Here is a 16461-nt window from a genome sequence, read left to right on the forward strand (position 1 = left end):
TGTACAAATGCTCATTTTTTGTTAATATTTATCGGTAGGTGTAAAACCTGTTAGACGAATTTAAGGAGTGTTTTAAACATGGCAATCGAACAAACTTTTTTAATGGTTAAGCCGGATGGCGTAGAACGTCAAGTAGTAGGAGATATCGTAGATCGTTTTGAACGCCGCGGTTTTGTTATGAAAGGTGCTAAATTAATGGTAATTCCTAAAGAATTAGCAGAAAAGCACTATGCTGAGCATGCTGAACGTCCATTCTTTGGTGAATTAGTTGATTTCATCACTTCTGGTCCTGTATTCGCTATGGTATGGGAAGGCGAAAATGTAATCAAGCTTGCTCGTACAATGATGGGAGCAACTAAACCTGAAGAATCTAACCCAGGTACAATCCGTGGTGACTATGCAACAACTGTTTCTCACAACATCATCCACGGTTCTGACTCTCTTGCTTCTGCAGAGCGTGAAATTGGCTTATTCTTCGGTGAAGATTTAGCTTAATTAGCAAATAGATTAAGCAATCTCAATTTACTTTGAGATTGCTTTTTTTTTATGCTCTGGTTTATGAGATGAACGGCTAATATACACGCGGTGGATGGACGACTAACTAGAAAATAGCAACATGCTAGTCTATTAAAATTGTTAATATCTTCTTATTCATGTAAAATAAATGCTATAATATTCTGATAATTAAATCAGTATATATTTCATCGCGCCCAAATAGACTTTATCGTGATGGATGATAGGGAATGAGAATCAATGGAGCAAAGGGGTTTTAATTATGAGAGAAGTGGTAATCGTAGCGGCTGTTCGTACAGCAGTTGGCAGGAGTAAAGGGGCGTTAAGCAATGTTCGTGCTGACGATTTAGCTGCTGATGTGCTGCAAGAGGTTGTCCATCGAGCTGGGATTGGAAAGGAACAAGTGGAGGATGTAATTTTTGGCTGTGTGACGCAAACAGCTGAGCAGGGAGCAAATATAGCCCGTACAGCATTGTTAATGGCAGGTTTTCCAGAGACTGTCCCAGGTGTGACAATTGATCGTCAATGTGGTTCAAGTCAGCAGGCTGTACATTTTGCAGCACAGGCCATTTTAGCAGGCGATATGGACATTGTCATAGCTGGTGGGGTTGAAAGCATGACGAGGGTGCCAATGGGTTCTAACATGAAGGGTTCTCATGCAGGTAAACGCTTGCAAGATAACTATACAATTATACATCAAGGGTTATCCGCCGAGAAAATAGCGGAAAAATGGAGCTTGTCGAAGGAACAGCTAAATAATTATGCTTACAATAGTCATAGACGAGCATTAGCTGCTATTGAGGCGGGGCGTTTTGAAAAGGAAATATTGCCTGTCCACGTTATACAAGAAGACGGCTCAGTTACCACGTTTTCTGTTGACGAGGGACCTCGGGCAGAAACGACAGTTGATAAATTAAATGGACTAAAAACTGTCTTCCAGGAAGATGGGGTAATAACAGCTGGAAACGCAAGTCAAATGAGTGATGGTGCCTCTGCTGTGGTTGTTATGTCTTTAGAAAAGGCACAGGAGCTTGGTATACGACCGCTTGCTAAAATTGTTACTAGAGTGGTCGTTGGCTCAGATCCGATGTTAATGTTAACGGGTCCAATTGAGGCAACTAGACAAGCATTAGCACGGTCAGGTCTTACGATTGAAGAAATTGATACGTATGAAGTGAACGAAGCTTTTGCACCTGTACCACTTGTTTGGTTGCATGAAACTGGTGCAGATCCAAATAAATTAAATCCAGATGGTGGAGCAATTGCTTTAGGGCATCCATTAGGAGCGTCGGGTACAAAATTGTTAACAACGATGCTGTATCGGATGGAGCGAGAAAATTTACGCTACGGTTTACTTGCTATATGTGAAGGTATGGGGATGGCGAATGCCACTATTATTGAAAAAATGTAAAAGGGGTTGTGTTTAATGAATGAAGTAATAGCAGTTGTAACAGGGGGAGCATCTGGTTTGGGAGAGGCGACTGTTCGTAAAATTGTTGCAGAGGGTGGCAAAGCAATTATTTTTGATCTAAATGACGAGCGAGGACATGCATTAGTTGAGGAGTTAGGGGAGAATGTCCAGTACGCACGTGTTGATGTCACAAAAGAAGCTGATGTAGCGGCAGGGCTAGAGCAAGCAGTGGCGAAATTTGGGTCCATTAACGTCACAGTGAATTGTGCGGGAATTGCTGATGCAAAAAAAGTACTTTCAAAGCGTGGTGTACATGCACTTGGATTATTTGAAAAGGTCATTTCTGTAAATTTAATTGGCACTTTCAATGTTATTCGCCTTGCAGCTGAGAAAATGCAACATAATGAGCCAAATGAGGATGGTCAGCGTGGCGTTATTATTAATACTGCATCTGTGGCAGCATTTGATGGGCAAATAGGACAAGCGGCATATAGTGCCTCAAAAGGTGGTGTGGCAGCGATGACCTTGCCAATTGCTAGAGAGCTTGCTGAAATTGGTGTACGTGTTATGACTATTGCTCCAGGAATAGTAGAAACACCAATGTTTGCATCGTTACCAGAGCCAGCAAGAATTGCGCTTGCCCAAATGACTCCGTTCCCTAAACGACTTGGGAAACCATCTGAATATGCGCTATTGGTCGAAAGTATTATCCAAAACGGTTTATTAAATGGTGAAGTCATTCGTTTAGACGGCGCAATCCGAATGCAGCCAAAATAGGGGATATCCAGAAGGGCGCAACTCCTACTAAAAAGCAAGACCTTGCACAAAGCTTAGTGGATGAACGAACGCAAAAACCATCTTCTTGTGATTACCTTCATGGTGCTCGGATGTAGAAAGGTGTTTGCGGATAGTGAGAAAAAAGATTAGGTTCTTCAACATATTTTGTTTCGTATATTTTGTTGGTATCAGTAGTCCGACTTGGGAGATTTAAGAAAATTTAAGAACAAAGGGGAACGTTATTATGCATATGATGGATACACCTTTATTATTAACTAGTTTTTTGGATCGAGCAGAACGATTTTTCCATGCGAAAAAAATATATTCGCGGACAAGCCCTACAACAATTCATGAGATTACTTATAAAGAATATGTAAAACGGACTCGTAAATTAGCAGATGCCCTTACAAAGCTGGGGATGGAGCGAGGTATGAAGGTGGGTACTTTTGCTTGGAACCATCATCGCCATTTAGAAGCATATTTTGCAGTTCCGTGCGCAGGAGCTGTATTGCATATGATTAATATTCGATTATCGCCTGAGCATATTGCTTATGTCATTAATCATGCCGAAGATGAAATATTGTTAATTGACGATAATTTAGTTCCTCTTATAGCACCAATCGTCTCACAGCTTAAATCAGTAAAGCATTTTATCGTAATGGGAGATGATATCGCGATAGAAAACATTCCATTACCGAATGCTCTTTCTTATGAGGTATTACTTGCAGAGGCAAATGATGATTTTAAATTTCCAGAGGATCTAGATGAAAATACACCTGCTGGAATGTGCTACACAAGTGCGACTACAGGAATGCCAAAGGGTGTAGTGTATACTCATCGTAGTATTGTCCTTCATAGTATGGTAGCGGGACTCTCCGAGGGTGTTGGTATAAGCGAAGCAGATGTAGTACTACCTGTCGTACCAATGTTCCATGCGAATGCGTGGGGGTTTCCGTTTGCTGGTGTATTATTTGGTGCTACACAGGTGCTACCAGGACCAATGTTTACACCACAGTTACTACTGGATTTATTTGAAACATATAAGGTCACGTTGACTGCAGGAGTACCTACGATTTGGCTTGGTGTATTACAGGAGCAACGCAAAAATCCTCGTGATTTGTCTTCAATACGGTTGATTGTATGTGGTGGTTCAGCCTCGCCGCTCGGTCTAGTGCGTGGCTTTGAGGAGGAGCTTAAGATTCCATACATGACAGGCTTTGGTATGACCGAGACATCGCCACTTGTTAGCGTATCGACGTATTTAACACATATGCAAGATTATACAAACGATGAGAAAATGGATGTTCGTATTACACAGGGGCTAACGGTGCCACTCATTGAAACACGGGTGGTCAATGAAAATGGTGAAGTACCTTGGGATGGCAAAACAATGGGAGAACTAACAATTAAGGGCCCGTGGATTGCTGGAGAATACTACAACGATGAGCGAACTACAGAAGCCTTCAAAGATGGCTGGCTCTACACGGGAGATATTGCGGTAATGACAGAAGATGGTTATATAAAAATAACAGATCGTACAAAGGATTTAATTAAAAGCGGTGGAGAATGGATTTCTTCAGTGGAACTTGAAAATGCTTTGATGTCACATCCTAAAGTGTTTGAGGCCGCAGTTATAGCAATTCCACATGAAAAATGGATTGAACGACCTCTTGCATGTGTTGTACCAAAACCTGAATTTAAGGATTCTATTACGAAATCAGAGCTATTAGATGATTTACGATCGCAATTCCATAAAACATGGATTCCTGATGATGTTGTGTTTTTAGATGAGGTACCGAAAACCTCTGTAGGAAAATTCATGAAGATAAAATTGAGAGAAGAGCTAAAGGATTATCGAGTTGAGGTTTAGACTGAATCTTTGAAGGTGGTGACTAACTGCCTTCATTTTTTATGTGTGAATTTCAAAGAGAATATTATAGTTAAATTAATGCAAGAATGAATAGAAAAATGAAACTATTTTTTCCATTTTGCCGTATAATCATTAGTAATGAAAGGAAGTGGACGTATTGTCAATTGCAATGGTTGCAATTATGGGAGGCGTATTAATTGCATTAGCAGGTATTTTTACTGATGCAAACACAAGAAAGCAAAAAATTAAATTAAAGGCTATCGAAAAGGAAGTAGAGCTAGAAAAGCTCAGACTAGAATCATACACGATGGAAACCGAAAAGATGCGCTTAGAATTAGAACATTCGAAAGTTTTACTATTAGAGGAAAAACACAAGTCAACTAAGTAACTTAGTTTACATGTGAAAGACTATTTCAGGAATGGCACTTTTCCGCTATAATGGAAATATGACGCTAGAGGGGAAGAAGACCGTATGTCTGATTATGAACAATTTATAGATGGTATAAAGCGCAAAACAGGAATAGATTTAGCTTTATATAAAGAAGCGCAAATGAAAAGACGATTAACATCTCTCTATGAGAAAAAGGGTTATCGTAATTTTGTAGACTTTCTAAAGGCACTTGAACAAGATCGTGACTTAATGAATGAGTTTTTAGACCGTATGACGATCAATGTTTCCGAATTTTATCGAAATGGTAAGCGTTGGGAAGTGTTGCAGAAAAAAATATTTCCGAAATTATTGCAATCTAATAAGCGTTTAAAAATTTGGAGTGCTGCTTGTTCAACTGGTGAAGAACCTTATTCTTTAGTTATGGTGTTATCTCAATTAGTACCATTATCTCAAATTCAAATAATTGCTACTGATTTAGATGAGAATGTAATCCAAAAAGCGAAACTTGGTGTCTATCCAGAGCGTTCCTTAGCAGAAGTGCCAAATGAAATAAAAGCGAAGTATTTTGAGCAAGAAGGTTCTTTCTATAGAGTCAAGGATGAAATTAAACGCTGTGTGACGTTTAAGAAACATAATTTACTGAAAGATCAATACGATTCTAATTATGATTTAATTGTTTGTCGCAATGTTATGATTTACTTTACTGAAGAGGCAAAGGATCAGATTTATACGAATTTTAGTAAATCATTGCGTAAGGATGGGATTTTATTTGTTGGATCAACAGAGCAAATCTTTAATCCATCTCGTTACGAGTTTGAAGTAGAGGATACATTCTTCTATAGACGAAAATAATTAATAATATAAGAAAAGCAATCGTACAGTAGACAACGCGAATGTCATGTACATATTTTAAGGCTTAGATATAGATAATCGTACGCTTTTCGCTTGTTATAAGCAAAAAGCGTATTTTTATTAAAATCAAATAAACCTTTTTAAATGCTTCTATCTACTAGTGATAAAAGTTTTTTTATCCGAATCGTTCAGAATATTCGCATTTAAGCTCGAGAGTTGCTAGAACAATTAGAAATTTGCGAACAATTAAAGCGATACTTTAATGACATTTGCAAAAGGACTGTTTTTTTAGAGAATATATGTTATAGTGAAAAATACATACTTTAGCGAGTTGAAGGGAGAAAGCGTTTATGCGTTACTTAACAGCGGGAGAGTCACACGGACCCCAACTAACAACAATTATTGAGGGCTTACCATCACTATTACCAATTACAGCAGAAAAAATTAACCACGATTTAAAACGTCGCCAAGGAGGACATGGACGCGGTCGTCGGATGCAAATCGAAACGGATACAGTGGAAATAGTTGCTGGTGTTCGTCACGGACAGACACTTGGTTCTCCCGTAGCACTCGTAGTCACAAATGATGACTGGAAGCACTGGACAAAAATTATGGGAGCAGAGCCATTGGCAGAAGATGTGAACCCTGATGATATCAAACGCCAAATTTCACGTCCACGTCCAGGGCATGCGGATTTAGTAGGTGGCATGAAATACGGACACCGTGATTTGCGCAATGTGTTAGAGCGTTCTTCAGCACGTGAGACAACTGTTCGAGTAGCAGTAGGTTCTGTTGCAAAGGCACTATTAAATGAATTAGGTATTTCCATTGTGTCACATGTAACAGAAATCGTTGGTATTAAGGCAGATTCTTCCTTAGTAGAAGGGAAATCTGCAGATGAAATTCGTGCCATTGTTGAAGCAGACCCTTGCTATTGTGTTGACCCAGAGGCTTCTGCAAAAATGGTAGCAGCGATTGATGAAACGAAAAAAGCGGGGGACTCAATTGGTGGCGTTGTTGAAGTGATCGTTGAAGGAATGCCAGCTGGAGTTGGTTCATATGTTCATTATGATCGTAAGCTAGATTCAAAACTAGCAGCTGCAATGCTATCTATCAATGCATTTAAAGGTGTTGAATTTGGAATTGGATTTGAAATGGCACGTCGTAAAGGCTCTGAAGTACATGATGAAATCATTTGGTCAGAGGAAGAAGGCTACACTCGTGCAACAAATCGACTGGGTGGTTTAGAAGGTGGCATGTCTACAGGAATGCCTATTGTCGTACGTGGTGTGATGAAACCAATCCCTACGTTATATAAACCGTTACAAAGTGTTGATATTGAAACGAAAGAACCATTTAAAGCTAGTGTAGAGCGCTCGGATAGCTGTGCAGTACCGGCAGCATCAGTAGTTGCAGAGCATGTTATTGCCTGGGAAATAGCGAATGCAATATTGGAACAATTCCATAGTGATCAATTACCTCAACTAAAAGCTCAAATCGACGAACAGCGTCGTTATACAAAGGGGTTCTAATTTATGCGAGTACCAGTAGCGACGAAATCACATCAATATGAGGTTGTCCTTGGGCATAAATTTTTAACGGAAGCAGTAAAAGCATTTGACGATCAGCTACAAAAAGCCGATAAACTCATTGTTTTTACGGATGCTAATGTATGGGTGGCACAAGGTGATTATTTCAAGGCGAATTTCCCTTATGATTTTGAGGTGTTTGTTTTACCAGGTGGTGAGGCATGTAAAACCTTCGAACAATACAATGCGGCCCAAACATTTTTACTTGAACAAAAATGCTCACGTAAATCATTTATTTTTGCATTCGGTGGAGGTGCTGTAGGTGATTTAACAGGCTTTGTTGCTGCCACTTACATGCGTGGGGTACCGTTTATTCAAATCCCAACGACGATTTTAGCACATGACTCGGCGGTAGGCGGTAAAACAGCTATTAATCATCCACTAGGCAAGAATATGATTGGTGCGTTTTATCAACCTGAAGGCGTAATATATGATACCGTATTTATCGAAAGCTTACCTGAGCGCGAGGTACGTTCGGGAACAGCAGAAGTGATAAAACATGCGATGATTTCTAATGCAGCATGGTTAGAGGAATTAATGGCTGAAGAGACAGTTATTCATTTCAGCACAGAAGAATTAGCAAAGCAACTTAAAAAAGGTATAGAAGTGAAGGCGCAAATTGTAGCAGAGGATGAAACCGAGCAATCCGTGCGAAAATTTTTAAACTTAGGCCATACTTATGGGCATGCAATTGAAGCGGCTGCTGGTTATGGAAAAGTAGCGCATGGAGAGGCTGTCATGATTGGGCTCGTATATTGCTTATTATTAAGTGAACGATACGGTGAGTTAACTCGTAATTTCACTACAGCGTTTTTACAATTTGCATTAAAAAATGGCTATCCTTTTGGAGCAGTGAAAGAGTATTCTTTTGAACAGTTAACAGAGTATCTAATGAAAGATAAAAAAGCAGAGTATGGTATTTTACAATTTGTGTTATTGGAAAAAATCGGTAAACCTTATGTGCGACCAATTGATCTAGCGGAGTGCAAAGAAGTAGATGCCGAATTCCGACAGCTATTAGCGGAGGTGCTTGTATGATTCGTGGACTTAGAGGAGCAATTACAATTGAATCTGACAAGGCAGAGCTTGTATGGGATGAGACAGCAAGGTTAGTGCGTGAAGTGGTAGCAGCAAATAATGTAGAGGTAGATGATATTGCTTCCATACTTATATCCACAACACCTGATATTACGTCAGCATTTCCAGCACGTGCAGTTCGATTAATGGACGGGTGGCAATATGTACCTGTTATGTGTACGCATGAAATGGACGTGCCAAACGCATTGCCACTTTGCATTCGTATATTAATACATGCGAATGTGGAAGTAGCACAAAAAGATGTAAAGCACTTGTATCTTAATGATGCAGTGAAATTAAGACCAGATTTAGCCCAAGCTAAATAATTAGAGGAGATGTTTGAGATGAAATGGAAACAACAACTGGACGGTATGCAAGCATATAAGCCTGGTAAACCAATTGAAGAAGTACAACGTGAATATGGCTTACAAGAAGTCGTAAAATTAGCATCTAATGAAAACCCATTTGGATGCTCACCTAAGATAACAGCTTATTTACAAAATAATTCAGCAAATCATGCGATCTATCCAGATGGCTATGCACAGAATTTACGTACGGCTGTTGCAAATCATTTAGGTGTCAATGAAACACAGCTTCTTTTTGGTAACGGCTCTGACGATATTATTGCAATTATTACTCGTGCACTGTTGTATCCTGGTGTGAACACAGTCATGGCAGACCCATCATTCTCTCAATACTGGCATAATGCTGAAATTGAAGGGGCAGAGGTACGCAAAGTTCCTTGTATCGAAGGTGCGCATGATTTAGATGCAATGGTAGCAGCCATTGATGATAACACATCGGTTGTTTGGGTTTGTAGTCCAAATAATCCAACGGGCGTTGTGATTCCTGATGTTGAATTACGTGCATTTTTAGCTAAGGTACCAAGTGATGTACTAGTCGTATTAGATGAAGCGTATATCGAATACGTAACGCATCCTGGTCACAAAGATACTCTACCATTAATCGACGAGTATCCAAATGTACTATTATTGCGTACATTCTCAAAAGCATATGGTCTTGCTTCTTTCCGAGTTGGTTATGCAATAGGGCAACCAGGAGTAATTGCTAAGCTGGATCCAGTAAGATCGCCATTTAATAATACAATTTTAAGTCAAGCAGTTGCGACAATTGCTATAAGTGACCAAGAATTTATAAAAGCTTGCCGTGAAGCAAATGAAAAAGGCAAAAAACAATATATTGAATTCTGTGAAAAATATAATTTAAAATACTTCCCTTCTGATACGAACTTTATTTTCTTTGATACGAATACTGATAGTGATGTTGTTTTCAATGAGCTTATGAAGCGAGGCTTTATAATCCGTAGTGGAAAAGCGTTAGGATTACCTGGGTTTATCCGTGTGACCATCGGAACAGAGGCTCAAAATGAAGCGTTGTTAGGTCACCTTGAAAACGTCCTAAAAGAGCAAGGGGTTTTTGCATGACACGGAATGTGCTCGTTATCGGGCTTGGTCTAATTGGAGGCTCGATTGCCTTGGCATTACAAAAGGCACCTGAAACAAAAATAATAGGCTATGATATGGATGCAAAAACACGTGAACATGCGAAAACGTTAAATATTGTTCATGATATTGTGACAAATCCGAAAAAAGTTGCAGCCGACATAGATGTCATTATTTTTGGAACTCCTGTCAACGCAACACTTGAATGGATGGAACAATTAAAAACATGGCCGTTAAAAAATAAAGTAATCGTAACAGATACAGGTAGTACAAAAAAAACGATTATGCAAAAGGCCGGGGAATTACGTGAGTTAGGTATTACTTTTATTGGTGGGCATCCAATGGCAGGCTCTCATAAAAGTGGTGTATTAGCTGCGAAGGCCCACCTTTTTGAAAATGCGTATTATATGCTAACGCCACTCGCTGGTGAAGAAATTGTCAATATGGCACAGCTTGAAAGTCTTTTAAAATTTACACATGCAAAAGTTGTAAGTGTATCTGCTCGTGAGCATGATCATATGACAGCTGTAGTTAGTCATTTTCCACATGTCGTTGCTGCTTCTCTTGTACATCAGTTGGGCGGAGAAAATGGGGAATATCCGATGACACGTTCACTTGCTGCAGGTGGCTTCCGCGATGTAACGCGTATTGCCTCGTCCAATCCAATTTTATGGCGAGATATTACATTGCAAAATCGTGATGAGCTTATTGCGCAACTAGAATGCTGGGAAAAGGAAATGACTCGTGTTAAGGAGCTGCTATTAAATGGTGGTTCAGCTGACATTGAAAGCTATTTTGCGGTTGCCAAGGAGCTAAGGGATGAATTACCGATAAGTGCAGGAGCTATGTTTACATCATTTGACTTATATGTTGATGTTCCTGACTATCCGGGGGTTATTTCCGAGGTGACAGGATTGCTTGCAGACGAAGCGATTAGTATTACCAATTTACGTATCGTAGAGTCACGTGAAGATGTTTTCGGGATCCTTGTTATTAGCTTGCAAAGCGAAAGTGACCGTGAACGTGCAGCGGCATGTATACAAAAGCGTGCTAACTATGAAACTTATATTTCATAGACGATCTATATTGGAAATGTCTGTTTAAAAGAAAGCGTCGGAAATTACGGCGCTTTCTATCTTCATATTGGAGGGAAGAAAAGATGAGTGAAAAAGTATTACAATATGATAAACCTTCCTTACAAGGGACTTTAACGATTCCTGGTGACAAATCTGTTTCTCACCGTTCTGTTATGTTTGGGGCTATTGCCAAGGGGAAAACGACAGTTGACGGCTTTTTATTAGGTGAGGATTGTTTAAGTACAATCGACTGCTTCCGAAAGCTCGGTGTAAAAATTGACGTGGAAGGAACAAATGTATCCATCGACAGTCCAGGTATAGACGGGTGGCAAGAGCCCTCAGAGGTACTATACACAGGAAACTCTGGTACGACAACGCGTTTAATGCTTGGGATTTTAGCTGGTTCTAATGTGCACACAGTGATGACAGGGGATGCGTCTATTGGAAAACGACCAATGCGCCGTGTTATTGATCCATTACGTCAAATGGGAGCCCATATTACTGGAAGAGCAAATGGACAATATACGCCACTAGCCATTCAAGGTACAACATTACGGGCTATAGATTATCACATGCCTGTTGCGAGTGCACAGGTGAAGTCTGCTATTTTACTTGCAGGCTTACGTGCAGAAGGTACTACAATTGTTCGAGAAACTGAAATATCTAGAGATCATACGGAGAGAATGCTTCGTCAATTTGGAGCAAAAGTTGATGAGGTGGATGGTGTTATTTCAATACAAGGAGGGCAAACTCTAACAGGGACGCATGTTTCTGTTCCGGGTGATATTTCATCTGCTGCCTTTTTCTTAGTTGCAGGAGCTATTTGTGAAGGTAGTAAAATAATGCTAAAAAATGTCGGAATGAACCCAACAAGAGATGGTATCATTGAAGTGCTTCAAAATATGGGAGCAGCTATGAAACTTATGCCGAACGAAGATAGCCAATCAGAGCCGACAGCAACAATTACAATTGAAACGTCAGCATTAAAAGGAACTACAATTGAGGGAGATATTATTCCTCGACTTATCGATGAAATCCCGATCCTTGCTTTATTAGCAACGCAGGCACATGGAAAAACTATTATTAAGGATGCTGAGGAGTTAAAAGTGAAGGAAACTGATCGGATAACAGCTGTAGTGGATGAATTGAAAAAACTAGGCGCTAATATTGAAGCAACCGAAGATGGAATGATTATTGAAGGGCCAACGCCATTACAAGGCGCTAGTCTTAAAACCTATGGTGATCATCGTATAGGAATGATGGGCGCCGTTGCAGCACTTATAACAGATGGGGCAGTAACTTTAGATGATGCCGAATGTATTGCGGTTTCTTATCCACCATTTTTCGAGCATATAGAGGTAGTAAAGTAAAGTAAAAGCTAATGCTAGACTCTCCAAGCCTTTTGGGGAGTTTTTTTACTTGTTTCGGTAGAAAATGTCTTGTAGCATAAAGGTATCAATGAAAGAATAGGTGAAGACTGTGAACAATGCGATGACTGAAATGATGCAAGCACTTGAACAAGGGGACTTAGCATTAATAGAACAGCTACTTGAATCATTTTTAATGAAGGAGTTACCCGAGGAAATTTATGAGCTGGCTGAAATTTTTATGCAGTATGGGTATATGAAGGAAGCAGACCGTGTACTGGAGCATTTACAATTTTTATTCCCAGAAGAGGCACAGTTAAAAATTGATCGTGCAAATGTTTTAATGGAACTTGGCGATGAAGATGAAGCGTTAGATTTTTTATTAGAAATAGAGGAGACCTCTCCAGAATATCCTCAGGCATTATTAGTATTAGCGGATTATTATCAAATGCAAGGATTATTTGAAGTAGCGGAAATGCGCATCAATGAGGCGCTAGCTATATTACCGGAGGAACCATTATTACAATTTGCTAAAGCAGAACTATTGTTTGAAACTGGTCGTTTTTTAGAGGCTGCGAGACTGTATGAGGAATTGAATGAACAACAAGTTGAATTTGCAGGAGTAAGTCTTGTTGAACGACTTGCTGAGGTGTATCGTGCAGGGGCTGCCTATGAAACAGCTTTAGATTACTATTTAACGGCACTTGAGGGTGAAATAAAGCCAGATATTTTATTTGGTGCAGCATATTCTGCTTTCCAATCACAAAAATTTGAAATGGCCATTAAACAATTAGAGGAATTAAAAGAATTGGATCCGGATTATTTTTCTGCCTATTTATTGCTAGCCGAAAGCTATGCTATGATTGAGGACAATAAAAAAGCATACGCTGCCATTATGGAAGGATTAACACGTGACGAATACGATAAATCCTTATATTTATTCGCTGGTAAAATGGCTTTAAAAACTGGTTTGCCAGCTGAGGGCGAACAGCATCTACGTGAAGCCATTGCGTTAGATCCTGAATACATGGAGGCAGTATTAGCATTAACCTCTGTGTTGGCACAACAAGAGCGTTATGAGGATGTAATAGAATTATTTGAAACGTTGCAACAAAATGATTTTGAATGGAGCACATTATACCCATTTGCTGCGGATGCATATGAAAATTTAGAATTGTACGACCGTGCATACGAATTTTACCATTTGGCATATAATGATTTTAAGGAAGACGCAGCATTTTTAGAAAAATACGTTTACTTCTTATTAGAGGAAGGGAAACGTTCAGAAGCTAAAGAAGTACTCGGTCAATTAATAACTATTCAACCGGGTGAACTCGAGTGGCAAGAGAAGTTAGAAACCTTAGAATTAGAGTAAAGGAGGGAGTGGGTATGACTGCTTCTGTATCAGTTGTCGATAAAAAAGCATTTGTTAGATGGTTCTTAAAAAATTATCAATTGAAACGTCGTGAATGTGTATGGATTTTGAATTACTTATTAAGTAATGATGAGTTATTAAAACGAATTCGATTTGTTGAAGAAGCTCACTATTGTCCTAGAGCGATGGTAATGTCAACCGTTGACTCAACGGGTGTGCCATTTCGTTTTTACAAAGGCAATGTAATGACAGCAGATGCTGAGAAATCTTTCCATGATTTACGCTTACATGAACAAGAAGATATGTATATACAATTGAATTTTCCAAATGTACCACCAAGTGCACAATACTTAGCAGTTCTTGAAGAAAACCCTTATATGCCGGAAGCACTGATTGTCAGTGAAAAAGATCGTTTACTGGCAGAAGAGCTGCTTTCCAACAGCTTACTCGTATTCCAAGAAGAAAAATTACTCGCACAGATTGATGAGGCTCTCGATCAAGGAGATGAAGAGCGCTTTTATGAATTGTCTAATTTGTTACAAGCATTAAAGGAAACAGCTAATTTACGTTAGACAGAGTTAAAAATTGAATGTCCTTTATCCACCTCGATATGGTAACATAACTAGTGAATGATTGTTTTCACTTTTTATTGGTTATCCTTTTGAAGAGTGGAGAAGGGCATTTTTTTCTTCATTCAGTGGATGTGAAAAACACCTACTGAAGATAGAGGACCCAGTCTAAGAACAACACGTCCTGTGGCAATTTATCTGTGCGAAAGCGAAGCGGCAGCAACAATGTTTATCTGTGCGAAAGCGAAGCGACAGCAACAATAATTTCGCCAAGGCGAAATTAATTTATGTATATTGGGAGGTTTGTTGGATGTATTTTAATGCAAACGATGTGACATCGTTTATGGCACAGAAGGAATTTATTGATACAGCAATTGTTCCACTCGTATCCGTCGATTTAACTTCTGAAAAAATGAAACAGAGTGGTTCAGAAGCAAATTTTTTGTTATCGCTCACATCTTTTGTCGAACAACAATTTAAAGGTCGTCTACTACTGATGCCACCATTTTCGTACAGTGTAATCTTAAAAGACAAAGAAATGCCAAAGCAATTAGAGGCACAATTACATAATGCTGGTTTTAAGCATGTGTTCTTCATTACTTGTGACCATTTTTGGACAAATATTGGAGATGAAGTTAATGTTATTTGGTTACCAGCGATTCCGTTAGAAAGTATGGATAAAGGTGTGAAAAACTCTATTCTCGAAGATCAATTGCGACAAGTGATTCCGATACTTTCGACCAAATGGGCACAGATTTAACAATTTGTTTCAATAAATGTTCACATTCTCCAGCTTTCCACAGAATGCTATATTGACCAAGCTATGGACTTGATATATCATAGATATGTCCTAGTATTACTATTTGTAAAAGTATGTCCGTTGGACTGACCTTTAAGTTAGAGGGGGGAAAAAAATGAGTAATAATCGAGTTTCACGTCGTCAATTCCTAAGCTATACACTAACTGGTGTAGGTGGCTTTATGGCGGCAGGTATGCTGATGCCGATGGTTCGCTTTGCAATTGACCCAGTATTACAAAAGCATGATGGTGGGAATTTTGTAAAGACAGAGCACAAAATCGCTGATATTACTGACAAACCTGTTAAAGTTGACTTAAAATTTGAACAAGTTGACGCATGGTACAAATCAGAAGTAACAAACGTAGCTTGGGTTTACAAAGATGGCGATCAAATCGTTGCATTATCACCTGTTTGTAAACATTTAGGATGTATGGTGAACTTTGGAGAAGATTCAGCACACCCAGATCAATTCTTCTGTGGTTGTCACGCTGGACGTTACGAGAAAAATGGTAAAAACGTACCGGGAACACCGCCTTTAGGTCCATTGGATGAATATGAAGTTAAAGAAGAAGACGGTTACTTATCGCTTGGTCCAACTAAAGCAAATACTCTAGTTAAGTAAGGGGGTACAAAACAGTGCTAAATAAAATTTATGATTGGGTCGATGAACGCTTAGATATTACACCTATTTGGCGTGATATAGCCGACCACGAAGTGCCAGAGCACGTAAACCCTGCACATCATTTTTCAGCATTCGTTTACTGTTTCGGAGGATTAACGTTCTTTATCACAGTAATTCAAATACTATCTGGTATGTTCTTAACAATGTACTATGTGCCAGACGTAGTGAATGCTTGGAAATCAGTTTATTATTTACAAAACGAAGTAGCATTTGGTGAAATCGTACGCGGTATGCACCACTGGGGAGCTTCATTAGTAATCGTAATGATGTTCTTACATACTCTTCGTGTATTCTTTACAGGTTCTTATAAGAAACCTCGTGAATTAAACTGGATGGTTGGTGTAGGTATTTTTGGTGTAATGATGGGTCTTGGTTTTACAGGATACTTATTACCATGGGATATGAAAGCATTATTCGCAACAAAAGTAGGTATCCAAATTGCTGCATCTGTACCGTTTATCGGTGAGTATATTAAAATCTTATTAGCGGGTGACTCAACTATTCTTGGAGCTCAAACGTTAACACGATTCTTTGCGATTCATGTATTCTTCTTACCTGCAGTATTGTTTGGGTTACTTGCAGCACACTTTATCATGATTCGTCGTCAAGGAATTTCAGGGCCGTTGTAATAGTTCTTGACGGTTCGATGA

Annotated in this window: 17 protein-coding genes; all 17 read left to right on the forward strand. The window is 39.2% G+C overall.

Annotation, left to right across the window (positions count from 1 at the left end; translation table 11 throughout):
• The first annotated feature begins 78 nt into the window (after nt 1-78).
• The 17 genes from ndk (at nt 79) to qcrB (ending at nt 16440) form a co-directional block, all read left to right on the forward strand.
• Entirely contained in the window at nt 79-495 is a 417-nt protein-coding gene (gene ndk / locus AB9L17_RS07395) for a nucleoside-diphosphate kinase (protein ID WP_068982857.1), read from the forward strand.
• 280 nt (nt 496-775) lie between these two features.
• Nucleotides 776-1924: a thiolase family protein gene (locus AB9L17_RS07400; RefSeq protein WP_375200305.1), complete on the forward strand. Its 1149-nt coding sequence runs from the start codon at nt 776-778 to the stop codon at nt 1922-1924.
• A gap of 15 nt (nt 1925-1939) precedes the next feature.
• Nucleotides 1940-2701, forward strand: coding sequence for a 3-hydroxyacyl-CoA dehydrogenase (locus AB9L17_RS07405; protein WP_068982845.1), 762 nt, complete (start codon nt 1940-1942; stop codon nt 2699-2701).
• A gap of 244 nt (nt 2702-2945) precedes the next feature.
• Nucleotides 2946-4571 (forward strand): long-chain fatty acid--CoA ligase, encoded by a 1626-nt coding sequence (locus AB9L17_RS07410; RefSeq protein ID WP_375200306.1) that lies wholly within the window; start codon nt 2946-2948, stop codon nt 4569-4571.
• Between the two features lie 157 nt (nt 4572-4728).
• On the forward strand, nt 4729-4959 hold the full coding sequence (locus AB9L17_RS07415; protein WP_223554631.1) for a hypothetical protein: 231 nt from the start codon (nt 4729-4731) through the stop codon (nt 4957-4959).
• 84 nt (nt 4960-5043) lie between these two features.
• On the forward strand, nt 5044-5814 hold the full coding sequence (locus AB9L17_RS07420; protein WP_068982842.1) for a CheR family methyltransferase: 771 nt from the start codon (nt 5044-5046) through the stop codon (nt 5812-5814).
• 350 nt (nt 5815-6164) lie between these two features.
• The gene (gene aroC / locus AB9L17_RS07425) at nt 6165-7346 is read left to right on the forward strand and encodes a chorismate synthase (RefSeq protein ID WP_068982841.1); all 1182 of its coding nucleotides are present in this window, start codon (nt 6165-6167) and stop codon (nt 7344-7346) included.
• 3 nt (nt 7347-7349) lie between these two features.
• Nucleotides 7350-8441, forward strand: coding sequence for a 3-dehydroquinate synthase (gene aroB, locus AB9L17_RS07430; RefSeq protein ID WP_375200307.1), 1092 nt, complete (start codon nt 7350-7352; stop codon nt 8439-8441).
• Complete coding sequence (gene aroH, locus AB9L17_RS07435; protein ID WP_068982839.1) at nt 8438-8806, forward strand: chorismate mutase; 369 nt, start codon at nt 8438-8440, stop codon at nt 8804-8806. Before aroB ends, aroH begins: the two co-directional genes overlap by 4 nt.
• Nucleotides 8807-8824: 18 nt before the next feature.
• A complete protein-coding gene (hisC, locus tag AB9L17_RS07440; protein ID WP_068982838.1) occupies nt 8825-9925 on the forward strand; it encodes a histidinol-phosphate transaminase in 1101 nt (366 codons plus the stop codon).
• A complete protein-coding gene (locus tag AB9L17_RS07445) occupies nt 9922-11019 on the forward strand; it encodes a prephenate dehydrogenase (RefSeq protein ID WP_223554627.1) in 1098 nt (365 codons plus the stop codon). The genes hisC and AB9L17_RS07445 overlap by 4 nt, the downstream gene beginning before the upstream one ends.
• Nucleotides 11020-11102: 83 nt before the next feature.
• The gene (gene aroA / locus AB9L17_RS07450; protein WP_223554625.1) at nt 11103-12389 is read left to right on the forward strand and encodes a 3-phosphoshikimate 1-carboxyvinyltransferase; all 1287 of its coding nucleotides are present in this window, start codon (nt 11103-11105) and stop codon (nt 12387-12389) included.
• A 121-nt stretch (nt 12390-12510) separates the two neighbouring features.
• Nucleotides 12511-13761, forward strand: coding sequence for a tetratricopeptide repeat protein (locus AB9L17_RS07455; RefSeq protein ID WP_375200768.1), 1251 nt, complete (start codon nt 12511-12513; stop codon nt 13759-13761).
• A gap of 14 nt (nt 13762-13775) precedes the next feature.
• Complete coding sequence (locus tag AB9L17_RS07460; protein WP_068982835.1) at nt 13776-14333, forward strand: ReoY family proteolytic degradation factor; 558 nt, start codon at nt 13776-13778, stop codon at nt 14331-14333.
• A 307-nt stretch (nt 14334-14640) separates the two neighbouring features.
• Nucleotides 14641-15090 carry a YpiF family protein gene (locus AB9L17_RS07465; RefSeq protein ID WP_068982834.1) on the forward strand — a complete coding sequence of 150 codons (450 nt, stop codon included), beginning with the start codon at nt 14641-14643 and terminating at the stop codon, nt 15088-15090.
• Nucleotides 15091-15244: 154 nt separating this feature from the next.
• Nucleotides 15245-15751, forward strand: coding sequence for a ubiquinol-cytochrome c reductase iron-sulfur subunit (locus AB9L17_RS07470; protein ID WP_068982833.1), 507 nt, complete (start codon nt 15245-15247; stop codon nt 15749-15751).
• 14 nt (nt 15752-15765) lie between these two features.
• The gene (gene qcrB, locus AB9L17_RS07475; RefSeq protein ID WP_068982832.1) at nt 15766-16440 is read left to right on the forward strand and encodes a menaquinol-cytochrome c reductase cytochrome b subunit; all 675 of its coding nucleotides are present in this window, start codon (nt 15766-15768) and stop codon (nt 16438-16440) included.
• The last annotated feature ends 21 nt before the right edge of the window (nt 16441-16461 follow it).

The sequence above is a fragment of the Lysinibacillus sp. RS11 genome, from assembly GCF_042019215.1.
GTDB classification, from domain to species: domain Bacteria; phylum Bacillota; class Bacilli; order Bacillales_A; family Planococcaceae; genus Lysinibacillus; species Lysinibacillus xylanilyticus_A.